The organism is Saccharomonospora sp. NB11 (genome assembly GCF_015910535.1).
GTDB lineage: Bacteria > Actinomycetota > Actinomycetes > Mycobacteriales > Pseudonocardiaceae > Saccharomonospora.
Genome location: NZ_JACBJG010000014.1, coordinates 67,452 through 88,710 on the forward strand (window position 1 = coordinate 67,452; position 21,259 = coordinate 88,710).

At 69.6% G+C, this 21,259-nt stretch carries 17 protein-coding genes; 13 read left to right on the forward strand and 4 right to left on the reverse strand.

Going from position 1 to position 21,259, the window contains the following annotated elements; translation table 11 throughout:
- The first annotated feature begins 69 nt into the window (after positions 1 to 69).
- Both miaB and JAV51_RS18555 read left to right on the forward strand, forming a co-directional pair.
- Positions 70 to 1,557 carry a tRNA (N6-isopentenyl adenosine(37)-C2)-methylthiotransferase MiaB gene (gene miaB, locus JAV51_RS18550; RefSeq protein ID WP_197322019.1) on the forward strand — a complete coding sequence of 496 codons (1,488 nt, stop codon included), beginning with the start codon at positions 70 to 72 and terminating at the stop codon, positions 1,555 to 1,557.
- A complete protein-coding gene (locus JAV51_RS18555) occupies positions 1,554 to 2,039 on the forward strand; it encodes a hypothetical protein (protein WP_197322020.1) in 486 nt (161 codons plus the stop codon). The genes miaB and JAV51_RS18555 overlap by 4 nt, the downstream gene beginning before the upstream one ends.
- 67 nt (positions 2,040 to 2,106) lie before the next feature.
- Here the strand turns inward: JAV51_RS18555 and JAV51_RS18560 are convergent, their stop codons facing one another.
- Positions 2,107 to 3,468 carry a DUF349 domain-containing protein gene (locus tag JAV51_RS18560; protein WP_231642626.1) on the reverse strand — a complete coding sequence of 454 codons (1,362 nt, stop codon included), beginning with the start codon at positions 3,466 to 3,468 and terminating at the stop codon, positions 2,107 to 2,109.
- Between the two features lie 173 nt (positions 3,469 to 3,641).
- Here JAV51_RS18560 and JAV51_RS18565 point away from each other — a divergent pair, with 173 nt between their 5' ends.
- From JAV51_RS18565 to JAV51_RS18585, 5 genes are all read left to right on the forward strand, one after another.
- Positions 3,642 to 4,346: a class III extradiol dioxygenase subunit B-like domain-containing protein gene (locus JAV51_RS18565; protein WP_197322021.1), complete on the forward strand. Its 705-nt coding sequence runs from the start codon at positions 3,642 to 3,644 to the stop codon at positions 4,344 to 4,346.
- Positions 4,343 to 5,245, forward strand: coding sequence for a tRNA (adenosine(37)-N6)-dimethylallyltransferase MiaA (miaA, locus tag JAV51_RS18570; RefSeq protein WP_307845925.1), 903 nt, complete (start codon positions 4,343 to 4,345; stop codon positions 5,243 to 5,245). Before JAV51_RS18565 ends, miaA begins: the two co-directional genes overlap by 4 nt.
- A gap of 10 nt (positions 5,246 to 5,255) precedes the next feature.
- Positions 5,256 to 6,092: a diaminopimelate epimerase gene (gene dapF / locus JAV51_RS18575; RefSeq protein ID WP_197322023.1), complete on the forward strand. Its 837-nt coding sequence runs from the start codon at positions 5,256 to 5,258 to the stop codon at positions 6,090 to 6,092.
- A 111-nt stretch (positions 6,093 to 6,203) separates the two neighbouring features.
- On the forward strand, positions 6,204 to 7,661 hold the full coding sequence (gene hflX / locus JAV51_RS18580) for a GTPase HflX (RefSeq protein WP_197322024.1): 1,458 nt from the start codon (positions 6,204 to 6,206) through the stop codon (positions 7,659 to 7,661).
- A gap of 15 nt (positions 7,662 to 7,676) precedes the next feature.
- Positions 7,677 to 8,705: a hypothetical protein gene (locus tag JAV51_RS18585; protein ID WP_197322025.1), complete on the forward strand. Its 1,029-nt coding sequence runs from the start codon at positions 7,677 to 7,679 to the stop codon at positions 8,703 to 8,705.
- A gap of 77 nt (positions 8,706 to 8,782) precedes the next feature.
- Here the strand turns inward: JAV51_RS18585 and lexA are convergent, their stop codons facing one another.
- On the reverse strand, positions 8,783 to 9,535 hold the full coding sequence (gene lexA / locus JAV51_RS18590; RefSeq protein WP_307845926.1) for a transcriptional repressor LexA: 753 nt from the start codon (positions 9,533 to 9,535) through the stop codon (positions 8,783 to 8,785).
- A 238-nt stretch (positions 9,536 to 9,773) separates the two neighbouring features.
- On the opposite strand from lexA, the gene JAV51_RS18595 reads away from it, so the two are divergent.
- From JAV51_RS18595 to JAV51_RS18610, 4 genes are all read left to right on the forward strand, one after another.
- The gene (locus JAV51_RS18595; RefSeq protein ID WP_197322026.1) at positions 9,774 to 10,079 is read left to right on the forward strand and encodes a hypothetical protein; all 306 of its coding nucleotides are present in this window, start codon (positions 9,774 to 9,776) and stop codon (positions 10,077 to 10,079) included.
- 340 nt (positions 10,080 to 10,419) lie between these two features.
- On the forward strand, positions 10,420 to 10,899 hold the full coding sequence (gene nrdR / locus JAV51_RS18600; protein WP_197322027.1) for a transcriptional regulator NrdR: 480 nt from the start codon (positions 10,420 to 10,422) through the stop codon (positions 10,897 to 10,899).
- Between the two features lie 56 nt (positions 10,900 to 10,955).
- On the forward strand, positions 10,956 to 13,808 hold the full coding sequence (locus tag JAV51_RS18605; protein ID WP_197322028.1) for a vitamin B12-dependent ribonucleotide reductase: 2,853 nt from the start codon (positions 10,956 to 10,958) through the stop codon (positions 13,806 to 13,808).
- 104 nt (positions 13,809 to 13,912) lie between these two features.
- Positions 13,913 to 14,680: an SDR family oxidoreductase gene (locus tag JAV51_RS18610; protein WP_197322029.1), complete on the forward strand. Its 768-nt coding sequence runs from the start codon at positions 13,913 to 13,915 to the stop codon at positions 14,678 to 14,680.
- Here the strand turns inward: JAV51_RS18610 and JAV51_RS18615 are convergent.
- Complete coding sequence (locus JAV51_RS18615; protein ID WP_197322030.1) at positions 14,640 to 16,718, reverse strand: prolyl oligopeptidase family protein; 2,079 nt, start codon at positions 16,716 to 16,718, stop codon at positions 14,640 to 14,642. The genes JAV51_RS18610 and JAV51_RS18615 overlap by 41 nt on opposite strands.
- Positions 16,719 to 16,979: 261 nt before the next feature.
- On the opposite strand from JAV51_RS18615, the gene JAV51_RS18620 reads away from it, so the two are divergent.
- Positions 16,980 to 18,743: a Xaa-Pro dipeptidyl-peptidase gene (locus tag JAV51_RS18620; protein ID WP_307845927.1), complete on the forward strand. Its 1,764-nt coding sequence runs from the start codon at positions 16,980 to 16,982 to the stop codon at positions 18,741 to 18,743.
- A 141-nt stretch (positions 18,744 to 18,884) separates the two neighbouring features.
- Positions 18,885 to 20,021, forward strand: a complete 1,137-nt coding sequence (locus JAV51_RS18625; protein ID WP_197322031.1) for a DUF4192 domain-containing protein — start codon at positions 18,885 to 18,887, stop codon at positions 20,019 to 20,021.
- On the opposite strand, the gene galE is transcribed toward JAV51_RS18625, so the two are convergent.
- Positions 19,990 to 20,991, reverse strand: a complete 1,002-nt coding sequence (galE, locus tag JAV51_RS18630; RefSeq protein ID WP_197322032.1) for a UDP-glucose 4-epimerase GalE — start codon at positions 20,989 to 20,991, stop codon at positions 19,990 to 19,992. The genes JAV51_RS18625 and galE overlap by 32 nt on opposite strands.
- Positions 20,992 to 21,259: the final 268 nt, after the last annotated feature.

Here is a 21,259-nt window from a genome sequence, read left to right on the forward strand (position 1 = left end):
AACTCTAACGGCGGTGTGCGGGTCGGACGCCGTGAGGTGGCGGAACAGCGTTGACCTACCCTGACAGACGTGACCCGCACCTACGCGATCCGCACCTTCGGGTGCCAGATGAACGTGCACGACTCGGAGCGTCTCGCCGGGCAACTGGAGGACGCCGGTTACACGCATGCCACCGACGGTGAAGACCCCGACGTGGTCGTGCTGAACACCTGCGCGGTGCGCGAGAACGCGGACAACAAGCTCTACGGTCACCTCGGTCATCTCCGCGCGGCCAAGACGGCCAAGCCGGACATGCAGATCGCCGTCGGCGGCTGCCTCGCCCAGAAGGACCGGGGCGAGATCGTGCAGCGGGCCCCGTGGGTGGACGTCGTGTTCGGCACCCACAACATCTCGTCGCTGCCGGTGCTGCTGGAGCGAGCCCGGCACAACGCCGAGGCTCAGGTCGAAATCCTCGAAGCCCTGGAGACGTTCCCCTCGACGCTGCCTGCGCGGCGGGAGTCCGCCTACTCGGGGTGGGTGTCGATCTCCGTCGGCTGCAACAACACGTGCACGTTCTGCATCGTGCCGTCGTTGCGCGGCAAGGAGCGCGACCGTCGGCCCGGCGAGATCCTCGCCGAGGTGGAGGCGCTCGTGGCGGAGGGCGTGCTGGAGGTGACCCTGCTCGGGCAGAACGTCAACTCCTACGGCGTCGAGTTCGGCGACCGCTACGCGTTCGGCAAGCTGCTGCGCGCCTGTGGTTCCGTGGCCGGTCTGGAGCGCGTGCGGTTCACGTCGCCGCACCCGGCGGCCTTCACCGACGACGTGATCGACGCGATGGCCGAGACGCCCAACGTCTGCCACCAGTTGCACATGCCGTTGCAGTCCGGTTCCGACCGGGTGCTCAAGGCGATGCGGCGGTCGTACCGCTCCACGCGGTTCCTGTCGATCCTCGACCGGGTGCGCGAGGCGATGCCGGACGCGGCGATCACCACCGACATCATCGTCGGCTTTCCCGGGGAGACCGAGGAGGACTTCGAGCAGACGCTCGAGGTGGTGCGGCAGGCCCGCTTCTCCAGCGCCTTCACCTTCCAGTACTCGCCGCGCCCCGGCACCCCGGCGGCCGAGATGGCCGACCAGGTGCCGAAGGAGGTCGTGCAGGAGCGCTACGACCGACTGGTCGAACTGCAGAACGACATCGCGTGGCAGGAGAACAAGAAGCTCGTCGGCAGGACCGTCGAACTGCTCGTGGCGACGGGGGAGGGCCGCAAGGACGCCGAGACGAACCGGATGAGCGGACGGGCCCGCGACGGCAGGCTCGTGCACTTCTCCCCGGTCGGCGCGGCCGTCGATCGGGAGATCCGGCCCGGCGACATCGTCGAGACGACGATCACCTACGCGGCGCCGCATCACCTGGTGGCCGACGGCGACGTGCTCTCGCACCGCCGGACGAAGGCCGGTGACAACGTGGAGGCCGGTCGACGGCCGAAGACGAAGGGCGTGAGCCTCGGTCTGCCGTCCTTCGGGGCCGCCTCGGTCCCGGCGGCCTCGCCCGCCGACGTAGGAGGGTGCTCGCTGTGAGCGATGATTCGGGAGCCAGGCCTCCGGAGCAGATCGACGCCCGCACCGCCGCCGACGTGGAGGAGACGCTCGGCCGCGCGACGCGCACGGTGGAGTTCGGCCGTCGCGGATTCACGATCGCGGTGTTCGTGTTCGTGTTGTTGATCGGGTTCGTGCTGCCCTGGGTCGACGGTCTCCCCGGATGGCAGGCGTTGATCGGTGAGGCGGGAGCGATTCCGCAGTTGTTCGCCGCGACGTCCGCCGGGTTCGGGGTGTTCGCGTCGGCACTTGCGCTCGCGACCCGGCGGTGGTGGCTGACGTGGGTGTGCGCGACCGGCGGCTGGTTCGCCTCGGTCGACGGCATCCTGGCTGTCTGGTCCCAACAGTCGTCGGGCATCAGCGGCGTGTCCGGAGGTGGGCCCGGGATCGGAATGGTCTTCGCGGCCGTCGCGATGATCGTGCTCGCGTTCCAGTGGATGCGCGTCGCCTGGTCGCGACACTGACACCACGAGATCCGATACGACAACGAAGGGGTGGGCAGCCGCAAGTTCCCCACCCCTTCGTCGTGCGTCAGCGGTTGGCGACCGCTTCCTCGGCCGTGCGCAGCCACTCACGCCACTGCGCGGCCTGGGCCTCGGCCTGCTTCGCGCGCTTCTCGTCGCCCGCGGCCCTCGCCTTCTCGGCCTGGGCCTCGAACTGTTCGACGCGCTCGCGGAACTGCGCGGCCCGCGCCTCGGCCTCGGGGTCGGTGCGACGCCAGCGCGCGTCCTCGGCGGCGCGAATCCGGTCGGCGACCGCCTTCAACCGGCCGTCGAGTTCGCGGATGCGGTCGCGCGGCACCTTGCCGATCTCGTCCCAGGTCTCCTGGATGCGGCGGAACTGCGCCTTCGCGGCGTCCAGATTGACCGACGGGTCGATCTTCTCGCCCTCGACGAGCAGCTCCTCCTTGCGCGCCGCGTTCTGTGCGAACTCGGCGTCCCGCTCCGAGAACGCCGCCGCCCGGCGGGAGAAGAAGGCGTCCTGCGCGGCGCGGAACCGCTGCCACAAGGCGTCGTCGGCGTCCTTCGGCGCCCGTCCCGCAGCCTTCCACTCGGCCATGAGTTCCTTGTAGCGGCTCGCGGTCGGTCCCCAGTCGGTGGAGTCGGACAGCGCCTCGGCCTGCTCGATCAACTCCTCCTTGCGGCGCTTGGCCGCGGCACGCTGCTTGTCCAGTTCGGCGAAGTGGGAGCCCCGTCGGCGGCTGAACGCCTCGCGCGCCTTCGAGAACCGCTTCCACAGCTCGTCGTCGGTCTTGCGGTCGACGCCCTTGATCGTCTTCCACTCTTCGAGGATGGCCTTGAGGCGGTCGCCCGCGGCCTTCCACTGCGTCGACGAGGCGGCGATCTCCTCGGCCTCCTCCGCGAGCGCCTGCTTGCGGGCGACGGCCTCGGCCCTGGCACGTTCGCGTTCCTGCTTGCTGTGTTCGAGGGCCTTCTCCGCGTGGGTCACGACCTGGTCGAGGCGGACGCGCAGGGCGTCGAGGTCGCCGACCACAGCGGCCTCGGCCAGGCTGTCGCGCAGGTGCGTAGCGCTGGACAGGGCCTGCTTGGGGTCACCCGCGCCCGAGGCCAGTCGGGACTCCAGCAGCTCCACCTCGGTCCGGAGGTCGTCGAACTTCCGGGCGTAGTGCGTCAGTCCCTCGTCGGGCGAGCCGGCCTGCCACACGCCCACGGCACGTTCACCGTCGGCCGTGCGCACGTAGACGGTGCCGTCGTCGGCGACGCGACCCCACCGCGACGGGTGTGTCTCGGCGACCGGCACAGCGGGTGCCTGCGCGCCCCCGGCGGGATGGGGCACCTTGTGTGGTGCGGGGACGTCCGCCGGTGCGGCGGTACCGGGAACGTCGGCAACTCCGCTGACGTCACTGCCGCGGTGGGTGTTCTGCTCGGCCATGGCCGGCTCCTTCTCGCTGTCCGGCCCGCGTGCGTGCGGGCGCCCCGCGGTGTTGCGGGGCCGGGTGGTGCGTGTACGGGTCTGTAGGCCGCATTCAAACAGGTAACACCGCTGATGGGTACTCCATGCCTCGATAGGTACCTCTCGTGGCGCTGCCGGTAACCTCGTGATGCGTGATCACGTGTGCCGTCGTGGTGCCCTCGCCGCCGCTGCTCGTGCCTGCTCTCGTGCCCGGCGCGGTCGAGCGCAGCGCTGCCGTGCGCGACGCCACGGTGAGCGTCGTGCGCGCCTTGGCACAGGTCGGCCGTCGGTGGGTCGCGGTCGGTGTGGCTGCGGCTCGACAGACGGTGCGGCCGAGTGCTCGCGGCAGCTTCGGTGGTTTCGGCGTGGACGTCCCCGTCGCGCTGTCCGACTCCGCGACCGAGGATCGGCGACGCTCCATGCCGCTGCCCGCACTCCTCGCGGGATGGCTCCGCGAACAGGCGGGAGCGGAGTCCGTGCGGGTGGAGCTCGTGGACGCCGGGGCGTCCGTCGAGGACTGTGTCGCACTCGGCGAGCAGCTCGCCCGCTCCGACGAGACGGCGCTGCTCGTGCTCGGTGACGGGTCGACCCGGCATGCGTCGGCTCCACCCGGATGGGCGGACCCACGAGCGGAGCCGTTCGACACCGTGGTGCGGACGGCGCTCGCCGAGGCGGACGACGAGGCGCTGCTGTCGCTCGACCCGGAGCTGGCCGTCGAGCTCCAGGCGGAGGGACGGGCGGCCTGGCAGGTGTTGGCGGGACTCGCTCGTTCGACCGGGGACTGGAGCGGTGAACTTTGGTACTCCGACGCTCCGTTCGGCGTGGCCTACCACGTGGCGAAGTGGACGCGGTCGTGATCGCGCCGGTCGCCGTCGTCGGGCCCACCGCCACGGGGAAGACGGCTCTCGGGGTGGAACTCGCGCTCGCGTTGGGCGGTGAGGTGGTCAACGCCGACGCCATGCAGCTCTATCGGGGCATGGACATCGGCACGGCCAAGGCCACGAGCGAGGAACGGCGTGGCGTGCCGCACCACCTGTTGGACGTGCTCGACGTGACCGAGACCGCCTCGGTGGCGGCGTACCAGAAGCAGGCCCGCGCGACGATCGAGTCGCTGTTGGACCGGGGTCGGGTCCCGGTGATCGTCGGCGGTTCGGGGTTGTACGTGCAGTCGATCGTCGACGACCTGCGGTTTCCGGGGACCGATCCGGTCGTGCGACGGGATCTGGAGGAGCAGGCGCGAAATCAGGGGGCCGCGGCCCTCCACGCCCGGCTTGCGATGCTCGATCCCAAGGCGGCCGACACGATCCTGCCCACCGACACCCGACGGATCGTGCGGGCCCTGGAGGTCATCGCCGTCACGGGAGAGCCCTTCTCCGCGAACCTGCCCACCCCGGGACCGCCGCGCTACGGGACCGTGCTGATCGGCGTCGACCGCGCGGTGGCCGACCTCGACGAGCGGGTGGAGCAGCGTGTGGAGCACATGTTCGACGTCGGGCTGGTGGACGAGGTGCGCAGGCTCGAACAGCGCGGGTTGCGACACGGCAGGACGGCGTCGCGGGCGCTCGGGTACCGGCAGGTGCTCGACGCGCTCGCCGGGGACGGCGACCTCGACGCCGCCGCACGCGAGACGGTCGTGGCCACCCGGCGGTTCGTGCGGCGGCAACGATCGTGGTTCCGGCGTGACGACCGCATCACGTGGTTCGACGGCGGCGCGGACGATCTGGTCGGCGCCGTGCTCGCCCACCTCGACCCGTAACCTGGACGTCATGGCTGGCATCGAGTTTCTCAAGGGGCACGGCACCCAGAACGACTTCGTGCTCCTGCCCGACCCCGACGCGTCGTTGGAGCTGACCGCGCGACGGGTGGCCGTGTTGTGCGACCGGCAGCAGGGGCTCGGTGCCGACGGCGTGTTGCGGGTCGTGCGGTCGTCGGCGATGGGTGTGGAGTCCAAGGGCGAGTGGTTCATGGACTACCGCAACGCCGACGGATCGATCGCGGAGATGTGCGGCAACGGGACACGGGTGTTCGCGCGCTACCTCGTCGAGGCGGGGCTGGAGGCGGGGCCGGAGTTCGTCGTGGCGACCCGGGCCGGCGATCGGCCGGTGCGCGTGCAGGGCGACGCGACGGGGGACCTCTCCGTGACCGTCCACATGGGACCTGTCGCCGTGACGGGGACCTCGGTGGCCGTCGTGGACGAGCGGCAGGTCTCCGGAGTCGCGGTGGACGTCGGCAATCCCCACCTCGTCTCGGTGATCGACGAGGACGTGGACACGCTCGACCTCAGCCGCGCGCCGCGCTACGACTCCGAGGTGTTCCCCGAGGGCGTCAACCTCGAATTCGTGAACGTGCTCGGTCCCGACGCGCTGCGGATGCGCGTCCACGAACGCGGTGTGGGGGAGACCCGGGCGTGCGGAACGGGCACCGTGGCGGCGGCCGCGGCGGCGCTGCACCTGCGGGGCGAGGACGCGGGCGAGCTGACCGTCGACGTGCCGGGCGGTCGTGTCTCGGTGACCGTGCGCCAGGGCGCGTCGACACTCACCGGTCCCGCGACGTTCGTGGCGAAGGGTGAACTGGACGCCGACTGGTGGGACGCGCTCGACTAGTCAGGAATGCGTCGTCGACTCCCCACGTTGTGCCAGGTGAACGAGCCGGCACCGCGTCCGAGCAGGTAAACGGCTCGACTTTCCCACGAACCGTGGGACGATAGGGAGACGATGACAGAACTGACACACGAGACTTCTCACGGTGCCGTCGAGGCCGCCGACGACGACATGGAACTGTCGCAAGGCGAACTCGAACTCTCCGACCGCGCCTCGCTGCGCCGGGTCGCGGGCCTGTCCACCGAACTGTCCGACGTCACCGAGGTCGAGTACCGGAAGCTGCGGCTCGAACGGGTCGTGCTCGTCGGCGTGTGGACCGAGGGCACGGCGGCGCAGTCCGAGGAGTCTCTGGCCGAGCTCGCGCGGCTCGCCGAGACCGCGGGGTCGGAGGTGCTCGAAGGCCTGGTCCAGCGTCGCACGAGGCCGGACCCGTCCACCTACATCGGGTCGGGCAAGGTGCGCGAACTCGCCGACATCGTCCTGGCGACCGGCGCCGACACCGTGATCTGCGACGGCGAGCTGTCACCCGGGCAGCTTCGCAACCTGGAGGAGAAGCTGCGGGTCAAGGTCATCGACCGCACCGCGTTGATCCTCGACATCTTCGCTCAGCACGCGCGGTCTCGGGAGGGCAAGGCGCAGGTCGAACTGGCCCAGTTGCAGTACCTCATCCCGCGACTGCGTGGGTGGGGCCAGTCGCTGTCGCGGCAGGCCGGTGGTCGTGCCGGTGGCGCCAACGGTGGTGTGGGTCTACGTGGTCCCGGTGAGACGAAGCTCGAAACCGACCGCCGCCGCATCAACAAGCGCGTCGCGAAGCTGCGCAAGGACATCGCCGCGATGGACACGATCCGGGCCACGAAACGCGGCCGTCGGGTCGCCAACCAGGTGCCGAGCGTGGCACTCGTCGGCTACACCAACGCCGGCAAGTCGAGCCTGCTGAACGCCATCACCGGTGCCGGTGTGCTGGTGGAGGACGCGTTGTTCGCGACGCTCGACCCCACTACGCGCAGGGCGGCCACGCCCGACGGGCTCGTGTACACCCTGACCGACACCGTGGGCTTCGTGCGGCACCTGCCCCACCAGTTGGTCGACGCGTTCCGCTCGACGCTCGACGAGGCCGCCGACGCGGATTTGCTGGTGCACGTCGTCGATGGTGCGGCACCGTCGCCCGAGGATCAGGTCGCCGCCGTGCGCGAGGTGCTCGGTGAGATCGCCGAGAAGCGGTCGGAGTCGTTGCCGCCGGAACTCGTGGTGGTGAACAAGGCCGACCGCGCCGACGAGGTGACACTCGCGCGACTGCGGAATCTGCTGCCCGACGCCGTCGTGGTGTCGGCGCACAGCGGTCAGGGAATCGACACGTTGGTCGCCGAGATCGCCTCTCGGTTGCCCCGCCCCGACACCGTCGTGGAGGTGCTCGTGCCGTACACGCACGGCGAACTCGTCGCCCGGGCGCACGCGGAGGGCGAGGTCCTCGGAGAGGAACACCGGCCGGAAGGCACTCTGCTCAAGGCGAGGGTGCGCCCGGAGCTGGCTTCCACCTTGTCCGCCTACGTCACGGACGGCTCGCGCGCGTGACGCTACCGTAGCGGTGTGGGACGACGACTGGGTTCGGCCGCTACCGCGGCGGCGCTCGCGATCACGCTGATCGTTCCGGCCTGGGCGGGAGCGTCGCCCGACGCGTCCCCGCCCGCTCCGGAGGTGCTCTGTCACATCGACGACCCACGTCTGGAAGAGCTTTCCGGACTGGCCGCCGACTCCGAGTACGTCTACGCCGTGCCCGACGGCGGGGAGCGGCTGGAGGTCGCCGTCCTGGACGACGACTGCCAGGTGCGTGAGGTGCTGACGGCGCCCACCGACCCGTACGACGTCGAGGACCTCGCGCTCGCACCGGACGGGACGCTGTGGCTCGGCGACATCGGCGACAACCGCGCCGTTCGCGAGACGGTGGCGTTGCACGCGTTGACGCGAGACGGCACCGCGACGCTCTACCGGCTCACCTACCCGGATCGGCCCCAGGACGCGGAGGCCCTCGTGCTCGACCCGTCCGGGACGCCGTACGTCGTCACCAAGAGCGCGTTCGGTGCCTCCGACGTCTACCGCCCTGCGAAGGAGCTGACGAGCCCGGGACCGACCCCGATGGAGAAGGTCGGCTCGGTGTCGTTCCTGCCGACCGGCACGCCCGGTGGGCAGGTCGGGGCGGTGAGCAGCATGTTGGTCACCGGTGCCGCGATGTCGGCCGACGGCAGCGTGGTCGCCCTCCGCACGTACACCGACGCCTACCTGTATCCCGTGACCGACGGGGACCTCGTGGAGGCGTTCACCCGTGAGCCGGTCCGGGTGCCGCTGCCGAACGAGCCGCAGGGGGAAGCCATCGCGTTCACTCCCGACGGCACGTTGTTGTCGGCCGGGGAGGGAATCGGGGAGCCGCTTCGAGCCGTGCCGGACGCGGCGTCACTCGTGCGCCCGGGTGAGCGGACCGAGGGCCGCGGGGACCGGGGATCGTCCGAGGAGTCGACCGGCGGTGAGGAAAGCGGGTTGAGTCCCGTGCCCGCGGCGGCCGTGGCGATTGCCGTCGCCGCGGTACTCGTCGTCTTGGGAAGTCGTCGCCGTCGACGCTGACGTCTCCCGCGATCGCCGTCACGAAACGACGCGGCAATTCACGGGCGGCGATTCTGTGCGCGGAGACCCCGCGTCGCTCAGAGTCGACGAAGAACGGCGACGACCTTGCCGAGGATCGTGGCCTCGTCACCGGGGATCGGGTCGTAGGCATCGTTGTGCGGCATCAGCCACACGTGCCCGTCGTCCCGGCGCTTGAATGTCTTCACGGTGGCTTCGCCGTCGATCATCGCCGCGACGATGTCGCCGTTCTCCGCGGTCGGTTGTTGACGTACCACGACCCAGTCCCCGTCGGTGATCGCGGCGCCGATCATCGAATCGCCCGTGACGCTGAGGAGAAAGACCTCGCCCTCGCCGACGATGTCCTTCGGCAACGGGAAGACGTCCTCGATGGACTCCTCGGCCAGCACCGGGCCACCCGCCGCGATGCGTCCGACGAGCGGGACCAGTGCGGGTTGCGGGAGGGTGGTGGCCTCGTCGGACGAGTCGGAACCGGCCGCCGCTGTCGCGGTGCCCGCCGCGGGGGAGGCGCCGCCGTCACGGTCGATCGCGAGCACCCCGACGGCCCGGGGCCGATTCGCATCGCGGCGGAGATATCCCTTGCGCTGCAATGCCTTCAGTTGATGGGAAACCGACGAGGTCGAGGTGAGACCGACCGCCTCGCCGATTTCTCGGACGCTCGGCGGATATCCGTGTCGCTCCACCCAGGTGCGAATGACGTCGAGGACTTTCCGCTGGCGCGGTGTCAGGCTTTCGTCCGGGTTCTCGACCGGGCGCGGAAGGTCGGAAACCTCACCGCTGCTCACGTCGTTGCCCGTTGTCTTGCGTGCCACCGCGATTTGCCTCCCAGTCATGAGTCGCCCGTTGTGGGCGCTCGTGTACACATCCGGTTGCGACGCTAGTCCGCTTCGTCGGGGATTTCAAACATTTGTTCGACCTACACGCCGCATGCTCTCGATTTTCGCACGCGTTGGTGGTGCACATTCGCACGGGCGTTCGATAGAACGAGTGTTCGATCGCGGGGGACGTGTCGCTGTCCGAGGTTCGCTCGTCGATGAAGAGGTGGTTGGCATGGTGCTGGTGGCGCCGCGGTCCCGTGTCCGTCGGATTTCCCAACGGCCGCCCGTCGGGGTGGGCGTTCGGCATTCGCGGCGTCCTCCGTCGCGGCCGAGCGCCGCGCCGGGGTTGCGGCGAGGGCGGGCCGTTCGTGCCGTCCCCGGCGGCGGCTCCGGTGGGGGTGGCTGGCTGTGGCAACTCGTGGTGACCGTGACGGTCGCCGCCGCCGTGGTCGCGGCGGGGCTCGCCGTGGGCGTGGAACTCGACTCCGGGGATCGTGTCGACGGAGGCTCCGGTGAGGTCGTCCCGTACGGCCCGTAGGCTGTCCGGTCGGGCTCGCGAGCGGTGTCGGTGCGCGTGGAGCGCGGCCGTGTCGGTGGGCGTCGATCTCCGAACGAGGCATGGCATCCTAGGCCGGATTCACGCCCGTCGGTGTGAGGGGGGTCCGGTTGCGGCACCTCGGGGGTCGGCTTATCGTCAACCCCAACATCTAGTAGTTACATCGCTGTAGTTGGTCTACAGGTTGGGGTAGGATCGAGGTCTCGCTCGCGATCGGTGTTGTCCGTTCGGGGCGTGGGCGACACTCACGCGCGGTATGCCGTGAGATGCGGTTGTGGTGACGTTCCCGCTGCGGTGGGACTGTTTCGGGAGGTGTTCGGCCGTGCGGTGTCCGTTCTGTCGACACGCGGACTCCAGGGTCGTCGATTCCCGTGAGGTGGACGAGGGGCAGGCGATCCGACGACGTCGGTCGTGCTCGGCCTGTGGTCGCCGGTTCACGACGTCGGAGACGATGGTGCTCGCCGTCGTCAAGCGGTCGGGAGTGACCGAACAGTTCAGCCGCGACAAAGTGGTCCGGGGTGTGCGCCGCGCGTGTCAGGGGCGTCCGGTCGACGACGACGCTCTCAAGCAGCTGGCTCAGAAGGTCGAGGAGTCGATCAGGGCGACCGGGGTCGCGGAGATCCCGAGTCACGAGGTGGGTCTCGCCATCCTCGGCCCGCTGCGTGAGCTCGATGCCGTCGCGTACCTGAGGTTCGCGAGTGTCTACCGATCCTTCTCGTCGATCGAGGACTTCGAGTCCGAGATCAAGAACCTGCGTGAGGCGATCGCCGAAGAGGCGGCCCAGCAGGACCGCAGCGAGTGAGGACGTGGGCGACGAGTCACGTCGCCACAAGTTTCGACAACGCGGGAGTGGGAGTCATGACAGAAACCGTGGGGGTCGGCGCGGAATCCTCGCCGAAGCCGAGCAAGAAGCGTGGTGGCTCGGGTTCGCGCAAGGGCCTTCGCATCAAGCGGGTCTACACCACCGAGGGCGTGCACCCCTACGACGAGGTGCGGTGGGAGCGTCGCGACGTCGTCATGACCAACTGGCGTGACGGCACGGTGAACTTCGAGCAGCGAGGCGTGGAGTTCCCCGAGTTCTGGTCGGTGAACGCGACCAACATCGTCACCAGCAAGTACTTCCGCGGCGCGGTGGGGAGCCCGGAGCGGGAGAACAGCCTCAAGCAACTGATCGACCGCGTCGCGAAAACCTACGTCAAGGCGGGGCTGGAGCACGGCTATTTCGCGGGTACGGCCGACGCCGAGATCTTCGAGCACGAGCTGACGTGGATGCTGCTGCACCAGGTCTTCAGCTTCAACTCGCCGGTGTGGTTCAACGTCGGCACGAGTTCGAAGCAGCAGGTCAGCGCCTGCTTCATTCTCTCGGTCGACGACAACATGGACTCGATCCTGAACTGGTACCGGGAAGAGGGCCTGATCTTCAAGGGCGGCTCGGGCGCGGGGCTGAACCTCTCCCGCATCCGGTCCTCGCGCGAGTTGCTGTCCTCCGGTGGTACCGCGTCGGGCCCGGTGTCGTTCATGCGTGGTGCCGACGCCTCGGCGGGCACCATCAAGTCGGGCGGCGCGACGCGTCGTGCGGCGAAGATGGTCGTGCTGGACGTCGACCACCCCGACGTCGAGGAGTTCATCGAGACGAAGGCGAAGGAGGAGCACAAGATCCGCGTGCTCCGCGACGCCGGTTTCGACATGGACCTCGGCGGCGCCGACATCTCCTCGGTGCAGTACCAGAACGCGAACAATTCGGTGCGCGTCTCCGACGAGTTCATGCAGGCGGTCGAGACGGGCGGCAAGTTCGGGCTGCGGTCGCGTACCACCGGTGAGGTGCTGGAGAGCGTCGACGCCAAGGGCTTGTTCCGCAAGATGGCGCAGGCGGCGTGGGAGTGCGCCGACCCGGGGCTGCAGTACGACGACACCATCAACGACTGGCACACGTGCCCTGAGTCGGGGCGGATCACCGCCTCGAACCCGTGCTCGGAGTACATGCACCTCGACAACTCGAGCTGCAACCTCGCCTCGCTGAACCTGCTGAAGTTCCTGCGCGAGGACGGCACGTTCGACGCCGAGCTGTTCGCCAAGGCCGTCGAGCTGGTCATCACGGCGATGGACATCTCGATCTGCTTCGCGGACTTCCCCACCGAGCCGATCGCGGAGACCACCCGCAAGTTCCGCCAGCTCGGGATCGGCTACGCCAACCTCGGCGCGCTGCTGATGGCCACCGGGCATGCGTACGACTCCGAGGGCGGTCGGGCGCTCGCCGCGTCGATCACCTCGCTGATGACCGCGGTGTCGTACCGGCGTTCGGCGGAGCTGGCGGGTGTCGTGGGCCCGTACGAGGGCTACGCCCGCAACGCCGAGCCGCACCAGCGGGTGATGCGCAAGCACGCTGCCGCGAACGAGCTCGTGCGCACGTACCACCACAACGACGCCGCGATCCGGGCGTTGGCCACCAAGGAGTGGGAGCGCGGCATCGAGATCGGCACGAGCAACGGCTGGCGCAACGCGCAGGCCAGCGTGCTCGCGCCCACCGGCACCATCGGCTTCATGATGGACTGCGACACCACGGGCATCGAGCCGGACTTCTCGTTGGTGAAGTTCAAGAAGCTCGTCGGTGGCGGCTCCATGCAGATCGTCAACAACGCGGTGCCGCGGGCGCTGCGCTCCCTGGGCTACCAGGAGGAGCAGGTCGAGGCGATCGTCGACTACATCGCCGAGCACGGCCACGTGGTCGACGCTCCGGGACTGCGCCCCGAGCACTACGAGGTGTTCGACTGCGCGGTCGGTGAGCGTTCGATCGCGCCGATGGGTCACGTCCGGATGATGGCCGCCGTGCAGCCGTTCCTGTCCGGGGCGATCTCCAAGACGGTGAACATGCCCGAGTCGGCCACCGTCGAGGACGTCGAGGAGATCTACTTCCAGGGCTGGAAGCTCGGTCTCAAGGCGTTGGCGATCTACCGCGACAACTGCAAGGTGGGTCAGCCGCTGTCGACGGCCAAGAAGGACAAGGCCGAGGACGCGCCGAAGGCCGAGGAGAAGGTCGTGGAGTACCGGCCGGTGCGCAAGCGCCTGCCGAAGAAGCGTCCGAGCCAGACGGTGTCCTTCACCGTGGGTGGTGCCGAGGGCTACCTGCACGCCGGGTCCTACCCCGACGACGGTCTCGGCGAGATCTTCGTCAAGCTCGGCAAGCAGGGCTCGACGCTGGCCGGCGTGATGGACGCCTTCTCCATGTCGATCTCGGTGGGTCTGCAGTACGGCATCCCGCTCGAGTTCTACGTGCAGAAGTTCCAGAACCTGCGGTTCGAGCCCGCGGGCATGACCGACGACCCGGACATCCGGATCGCCACGAGTGTGCTCGACTACCTGTTCCGCAGGCTCGCGCTCGACTACCTGCCGTACGAGAAGCGGGCGCAGCTCGGCATCTTCACCGCCGACGAGCGGGCGGCCCAGGTGGAGGCGGACTACGGCAACGGTGCTGCCGAGAACGTCGACCTGGACGCGTTGCGCAGCAGCGTCGAGGCGGGTGAGCGGTCGGCCTCCGACGAGGCGAAGACGGATCGCCCGAAGCGAGAGGCGCAGACGACCACCGAGTTGGTCGAGTTGCAGCTCGGCAAGGCGGCCGACGCGCCGCTGTGCATGACCTGCGGCACGAAGATGCGTCCGGCCGGCTCGTGCTACGCGTGCGAGGGTTGCGGCGCCACGTCCGGCTGCAGCTGACGGACGGTTCACGACGAGGGGGAGTCGACCGCCGGGGTCGGCTCCCCCTTTCGTGTGCGCGGAGAACGAGCGTCGGCCTTCCCGCGGTGCAACAGTGGTGATTCGTGAGCACGGTGGCTGTCACGGGAGGAACCGGCACTCTCGGCCGGGCGGTCGTGGGTGCGCTCGTGGCCGCCGGTCACGACGTCGTGGTGACGAGTCGGTCGTCGTCCTCGACACGGGAGGGGGTGCGCACGGTACGGGTCGACTACCGCGACCCCGCCGGGCTCGGACGCGCGTTCGACGGCGCCGAGGCGGTGGTGCACTGCGCCACCAACGTCAGCGGCCGTCATGGCGGCGAGGCGGAGCTGGGTGAGCGGGTCCTGGCAGCCGCCCACGCAGCCGGATGCGGGCACCTGGTGTACGTCTCGATCGTCGGCGCCGACCGTATTCCTCTGCCGTACTACCGGGCCAAGTCGGCCACGGAACGCCTCGTGGAGAACGGGGACGTGCCGTGGACGATTCTGCGGGCGACCCAGTTCCACGAGTTGATCGTCCGACTGTCGGCGCTGCTGACACGGCTGCCGCTCGTGCTCGTCCCGAACATCCGGTTCCAGCCGGTGTCCGCCACCGAGGTGGGCGCGCGGCTGGCCGACCTGGCGACCCACGCCCCGGCGGGACGGGTGCGGGAGTTCGGTGGCCCCGAGATCGAGAACTGGCCCGATCTCGTTCGACAGTTCCAGGCGGCGACCGGTCAGACTCGCCCGGTGCGGCCGATCCGGTTGTTCGGGTCGATCTACGAGGGCTATCGCGACGGGCACCACCTGGCGCCCGTCGGCGACAAGGGAACGATCACCTTCCAGGACTTCCTGGCCGCTCGCTTCCCCGAGTGAGGCGCTGCCACAGGAACTCGAACACGAGTGCCCACTTGAAGGCGAGCTGGGCGTTGTCGGCCGCGGCGCCGTGACCGCCCTCGATGTTCTCGTAGTAGGCGACGTCGTGCCCGGCGGCGTGCATCTTCGCCATCATCTTGCGAGCGTGTGCGGGATGCACGCGATCGTCGCGGGTGGACGTGACGAACAGCGTGGGCGGATAGGTCCGGTCACTGTGGACGTTGTGGTAGGGCGAGTACTGCTTCAGATACGCCCATTCCTCCGGCACGTCCGGGTCGCCGTACTCCGCCATCCAGGACGCTCCCGCGAGCAGCTCGTGGTAGCGCCTCATGTCGAGTAGCGGCACCTGGCTGACCACCGCGCCCACCAACTCGGGGTAACGCGTGAGCATGACTCCGGTGAGCAGCCCGCCGTTGCTGCCGCCCTGCACGCCGAGGAGCTGCGGCGTCGTGATGCCGCGGGCCACGAGGTCCCTGGCCACGGCGGCGAAGTCCTCGTAGACCCGCAGGCGGTTGGTCTTCACGACCTGGTTGTGCCAGTCGGGGCCGTACTCACCGCCGCCTCGCAGGTTGGCGACCACGTACGTGCCGCCTCGGGCGAGCCAACCCCGACCGGTCACGCCGCTGTAGGACGGCGTCAGTGAGATCTCGAAGCCCCCGTAACCGGTGAGCAGCGTCGGCGACGGCTCGGTGCGCTCGCGCGGCCCGACGACGAAGTAGGGGATGCGGGTGCCGTCGTCGGAGGTCGCGAAGTGTTGCGTGACCTCCAACGATTCCGCGTCGAAGAAGGCCGGGGTGGTCTTCAGCGTGTCGAGGGGCCCGCCGACCTCTCCCCGCAACAGGGAGGGCGGCTCGGTGTACCCGCTGGTTTCGAGGAAGAACTCGTCGCTGTCGTACGGATCGGTGGCCACCAAATCGATCGCACCGACCTCGGCCACACCGGTGAGCGGTTCGTCCCGCCAGCCGTCCGCGGTCGGCGTGAGCACGCGAAGCCGCGTCTTGACGTCGACGAGCGTGCTCAGCAGCAAATGGTGGCGGGTCCACGCGTAGTAGTCGAGCGAGGTGTGCGCGTCGGGTTCGAAGAGGACGGTGAAGTCCCGGTCGCCGTCGAGGAACCGCTGCAGTTCGATGCCGAGCAGCGCCCCGGCGGGGTGCTGGACGTTCTGGCCGGTCGAAGTGGACACGGTCCACGGGCTCCGCGTCCGCACGAGCAGCCACTCGCGGTGCAGGGTCGCGACGGCGTCGTCGGGGACGTCGATCCGGACGAGGCCCGAGTCGGTCCGCAGGTGCACCTCGGAACGGTAGAAGTCGATCGCCCTGCGGACGACGTCCCTCTCCCAGCCCTCCGTTGGGTCGTGGACCGCCCTCACCGACACGTCGTCGGCCTCGCCTTCGAACACCAGGGTGGCGTCCTCGAGCGGGGTGCCCCGCTTCCACTCCTTGACCAGCCGCGGGTAGCCCGACGTCGTGAGCGAGTCTTCGCCGAAGTCGGTGCCGACGAAGATGCGGTCCTCGTCGATCCACGCCACGGAGCTCTTCGCCTCCGGCAGGACGAAGCCGTCCTCGACGAACTCGCGGCGTTCGAGGTCGAACTCCCGCACCACGGTGGCGTCCGCGCCACCGCGCGACAGCTCGACCAGGCAGCGTCGGAAACCGGGACGCAGCACGGTCGCGCCCTGCCACACCCAGTTCTCGTTCTCGCGTTCGGCGAGCGCGTCGACGTCCAGCAGGACGTCCCACTCGGGGTCGGATGTGCGGTAGGAGTCGAGCGTGGTCCGTCGCCACAGGCCGCGCGGGTGCTCGGCGTCGCGCCAGAAGTTGTAGAGGTGCTCGCCTCGGCGCCGCACGTAGGGGATGCGGGTGTCCGCGTCGAGGACCTCGCGCAGTTCGTCCCGCACCGCCTCGAAGCGCTCGCCCGAGGCGTAACGGTCGACGGTCGCGGCGTTGTGCCCTCGCACCCAGTCGAGCACGGACTCGCCGGTGACGTCTTCGAGCCAGCGGTACGGGTCGTGCTCCACGGTCGGATCAAGCTCGTCCATGACCGCCAGTGTGCCAGCAGCAGGGGACGCCCCAGGACGGCGACAAGCCGCCGCCGGAGTCGTCACGAGTGGTGATGAACGCTCGTCGGAGTTCGCCGTGGCGGGGCTTGGAATCACTGTGACGGGTGACGATGCCGTGTCGTCGACCACGACGAGTGTCCGCCGTTCGTCGGATCGTGCCCGTCCGCGCTTGACAGCCGGGGACGCCGCCGTAATGGTCGACACCATTCTTTGGTCGCCGCCGTCCGATCTGGGGGCTTCGTGAAAGTCGAACGTGTGTGGGGTCTCGTCGCCGCCGCTGCCGTGTCACTGCCACTCGTGGCGATACCCGCCTCGGCAGAAGGTGTGCAGCAGCCCGTGTTCACCGACGGGCAGGCTCAGCCGGTCTTCGACCCGGCCGACGTGGTCAGGGAGGACGTCTGGGTCGAGGCCGGAGTGGACTCCGACCACGACGGGGTCGGAGACGTGGTCCACGTCGAAGTGGTCCGTCCCCGCGCCACCGAGCAGGGCCTCCGCGTGCCCGTGGTGTACCAGGCGAGTCCGTACTTCGCCGGTGGCAACGACGTCGCCAACCACGACGTCGACCGCGAACTGTACGTCCCCGGCAAGCCGGCGGCCGAGATCAGCTGGCGCTACCAGGACTACTTCCTGGCGCGCGGATTCGCCGTCGTGTACGCGGAATCGCTCGGCACCGGCCGCTCCACGGGATGTCCCACGACGGGTGGGGAGAACGAGACCCGCGGAGCGACGTCGGTGATCGACTGGTTGAACGGGCGCGCACGGGCTCGTGACGCGGGCGGAGCCGAGGTCAACGCCGACTGGACCACCGGGCGCACGGCGATGATGGGCGTCTCGTACAACGGCACGCTGCCCAACGCCGTCGCCACGACCGGTGTGGAGGGGCTGGAGACGATCGTCCCGATCGCCGCGATCTCCAACTGGTACGACTACTACCGCGAGAACGGCGCCGTCGTGGCACCCGGCGGGTACCAGGGCGAGGACGCCGACGTGCTCGCCGAGTACGTCTACACCCGTGAGGACCAGGACATCTGCCGCCCCGTGATCGAGCAGCTCGCCCGGGAGCAGGACCGGCTCACCGGCGACTACAACGCCTTCTGGGACGAGCGCAACTATCTCGACGACGTCCACAAGATCGAGGCGTCGGTGCTGGCGGTGCACGGACTCTCCGACTGGAACGTCACGGTCAGCCAGGTCGTCGAGTGGTGGAACGCGTTGGCCGAGCACGGCGTCGAGCGCAGCATCTGGCTGCACCAGTCCGGTCACGCCGACCCGTACTCGCTGCGACAGGAGGAGTGGCTGACCACGCTCAACCGCTGGTTCAGTCACTACCTCTACGACGTCGACAACGGGGTGGAGACGGAGCCGAGGGCGACGATCCAGCGCGAGGACGGTTCGTGGACCCAGGAGGCCGACTGGCCCGCTCCGGGGACCGACGATGCGACGCTGTGGCTGAAGCCCGGGGGCGGTGAACGCGGTGAGCTCGGGGTCGGCCGCCGGAACGGGAAGCCCGTCACGGAGTGGCTCACCGACGACGCCACCAAGACGGTCGAGGAGCTGGTCGACGCGCCCGCGTCGGAGCACCGGCTGTCCTACACGACCGAGTCCGCACGCGAACCGGTGCGGTTGAGCGGAACTCCCACCGTGCGCCTGCGCACGACGTTCGGACAGCCCGCGGCCAACGTGACGGCCGTGCTGGTCGACCGGGCTCCGGACGGCAGTGCCCACGTGATCACCCGGGGCTGGGCCGATCCGCAGAACCGCGACGGGGTGTGGCGGACGAAGGCACTGCGGCCGGGAGTGCCGTACTGGTTGTCCTTCGACCTGCAACCACAGGACTACGTCCTGGCCGAGGGACACCGGCTGGAGTTCGTCCTGCTGTCCAGCGACCACGACTTCACGTTGCGCCCGTCGCCCGGCGCGAGGATCGGGCTGGAGGTCACCCGATCGACCGTGACACTGCCGGTCGTGGGCGGGGACGACACGTTGCGCACGGCGTTCGGCTGAGGCGGACGGCACTAGCACGCCACACCGACATTTCCACGACCCCGGGTCCGTACGGGCCCGGGGTCGTCCACATCGGCCCGAGTTGTCCACAGAAGCCGTCGACCGTCCCCTCTCGCCGTCTCCGGCCGTCATCGTGGACGCATGACTCCTTCTTCCACGACCGACTCCCAGACCGCAGACCGCGCCCCCATCGACCTCCGTGACCCGGGGGAGTTGCTGGCAGCCACACCGCACCTCTTGGGCTTCGACCCCGCCGAATCGCTGGTACTGGTCGGGCATCGCGGTCGGACGGGAGTGCGGATCGGCAACATCGTGCGGGCCGATCTGCCCTCGCCCGGAGACGAGACCGCGTTGGCCCGGCACCTTCTCGGTCCGTTGACGCACGACTCGGTCGCGGTGACCGTGATCGTCGTCGGTGGTACTCGAACCGAAGGAACCCCGGGACCGCCCGCTCGTGCTGTCGTCGCCGCGGTCAGCGCAGTGTTCGGACAGGCGGGGCTTCCCGTGCTGCACGCGCTGTGGGTACCGAGGATTCGGGCGGGGGCTCCGTGGCGTTGTTACGAGCAGTCGTGCTGTGCGGGCCACCTGCCCGACCCTCGGAGCACGGTGATGGCTGCCGTGAGCGCCCACGCCGGGCTGGTCACCCACCGCAGCAGGGCGGAGATGGAACGGCAGCTCCATCCCGTGGCGCCCGAGGTGTTGGAGCGACGGGCGGCGATGCTGCGTCGACGGTCGTCCGGAGGAGGTCGCGACGACGTGGCCGCGCTGCGACGGGGGCGGTCCGCGGTCCGTACCGTGTTGGCCCGGGCGTGGAAGGGGACTCTGCACCTGTCCGACACGGAGGTTGTCGAGCTGGCCGTGGCGCTGTCCCAGCCGAAGATCCGCGACGCGTGTCTGGCCACCGCTCTTCCCGTCGACAGCCCGGGCGCGGCGACGGCCGAGCGGCTGTGGCTCTTGCTGACGAAACACACCCCGACGCCGCAACGCGCCGAACCCGCCACCTTGTTGGCGTACTCCGCCTACGTGCGTGGGGAAGGGGCGCTCGCGGGCATGGCCCTCGACGCCGCGCGGGACGCCGACCCGGACCACCTGCTGTCAGGCTTGTTGCGGCAGGCACTCGATCATGGCCTGCCTCCGGAGAAGCTCGCCGGCCTCGCCACGTCGTGCGACGAGGAGTCGATCTGGACGGCGCCGAAGGAGAAGGGGCCGTCCAGTCGGTGCTCGCCGCACGAGGTGGCCAGACCTCCTACTGCCGGCTCTCCTGCCGACGACGGGTGAACTCCCACGCGTCGGCGACGATGCCGCCGAGATCGGTGTGCTGCGGCTTCCAGCCGAGCTCGGACTGCGCCTTGTCGCTGGCGGCCACGAGGATGGCGGGGTCACCGGCGCGGCGCTGCGTCACCGCGGCGGGAATGTCGTGGCCGGTGACTTCGCGGCAGGCGTCGATCACCTGACGCACCGAAAAGCCGGTTCCGTTGCCCAGGTTGAAGATGTCGTGCCTGCCGGGGGTTGCGTGCGCGAGCGCCAGCAGGTGGGCGTCGGCGAGGTCGACCACGTGGATGTAGTCGCGGATGGCCGTGCCGTCCTCGGTCGGGTAGTCGTCGCCGTAGATCTGCACCTGGGCACGGTTCCCGGTGGCCACCTGAAGGATGAGCGGGATGAGGTGGGTCTCGGTGGTGTGCCGCTCACCGTACGCGCCGTAGGCGCCCGCCACGTTGAAGTACCGCAGGCTCGCCGCCGCGAGTCCGTGGGCGCGCGCGTAGCTCGTGATGGCGTGGTCGATGGCGAGCTTGGTGGCGCCGTACGTGTTGGTGGGGTCGGTCGGCGCGGTCTCCGGGATCGGCGTCACCTCGGGCTCGCCGTAGGTTGCCGCGGTCGAGGAGAACACCAGCCGGGGCACCCCGTGCGTCCGCATCGCGTCGAGCAGCCGGAGGGAGGTGAGGACGTTGCCCCGCCAGTAGGTGCCGGGGTCCTGCATGGACTCGCCGACGAGGCTCTTGGCGGCGAAGTGCAGCACGCCGTCGAAGCCCTCGGCGAGGAGGGTCCCGGCGACCTCGGCGGCGTCACCCTGGACGAAGCGGGCTCCGTCCGGAACGGCATCCGCATGGCCCGTCGAGAGGTCGTCGACGACGGTGACCTCGTGGCCCGCCTCGAGTAGCCGAGCCGTGCACACGCTACCGATATAGCCTGCGCCGCCCGTGACAACGAGTTTCATGGGCGTGCTCGACGTCGGGGTGTCGGTGGGCATTCGTGCGGGCCCTTTCTCGAATGGGAGTACGTGTCAAACCGGTACGAGGCGACAGTGTGCACCCCTCGCGGGGTGGCCAGGAGAGGGGGGTCGGCGGCGCGGACGGAGCGCCGGAACGACGCAGGTATCGGACACGAGCGGGGCGTGAGAGCTGACGCGGCGACCGCGGGAAGGAGGTGATCCGTCGGTGCGAAGGCGGGACGTCGACGGTGGAGCGTGGGACGCCGACGTGGTCGTCGTGAGACGTGTCGTCGTCGGGCGGAGTGGT

What these genes read in the sequence shown, in the direction of transcription:
- JAV51_RS18560 (WP_231642626.1), bottom strand. Translation starts at nt 3,468, where the DNA reads ATGGCCGAGCAGAACACCCACCGCGGCAGTGACGTCAGCGGAGTTGCC.
- dapF (WP_197322023.1), top strand. Translation starts at nt 5,256, where the DNA reads ATGGCTGGCATCGAGTTTCTCAAGGGGCACGGCACCCAGAACGACTTC.
- hflX (WP_197322024.1), top strand. Translation starts at nt 6,204, where the DNA reads ATGACAGAACTGACACACGAGACTTCTCACGGTGCCGTCGAGGCCGCC.
- JAV51_RS18595 (WP_197322026.1), top strand. Translation starts at nt 9,774, where the DNA reads ATGGTGCTGGTGGCGCCGCGGTCCCGTGTCCGTCGGATTTCCCAACGG.
- JAV51_RS18605 (WP_197322028.1), top strand. Translation starts at nt 10,956, where the DNA reads ATGACAGAAACCGTGGGGGTCGGCGCGGAATCCTCGCCGAAGCCGAGC.
- JAV51_RS18615 (WP_197322030.1), bottom strand. Translation starts at nt 16,718, where the DNA reads ATGGACGAGCTTGATCCGACCGTGGAGCACGACCCGTACCGCTGGCTC.
- JAV51_RS18625 (WP_197322031.1), top strand. Translation starts at nt 18,885, where the DNA reads ATGACTCCTTCTTCCACGACCGACTCCCAGACCGCAGACCGCGCCCCC.
- galE (WP_197322032.1), bottom strand. Translation starts at nt 20,991, where the DNA reads ATGCCCACCGACACCCCGACGTCGAGCACGCCCATGAAACTCGTTGTC.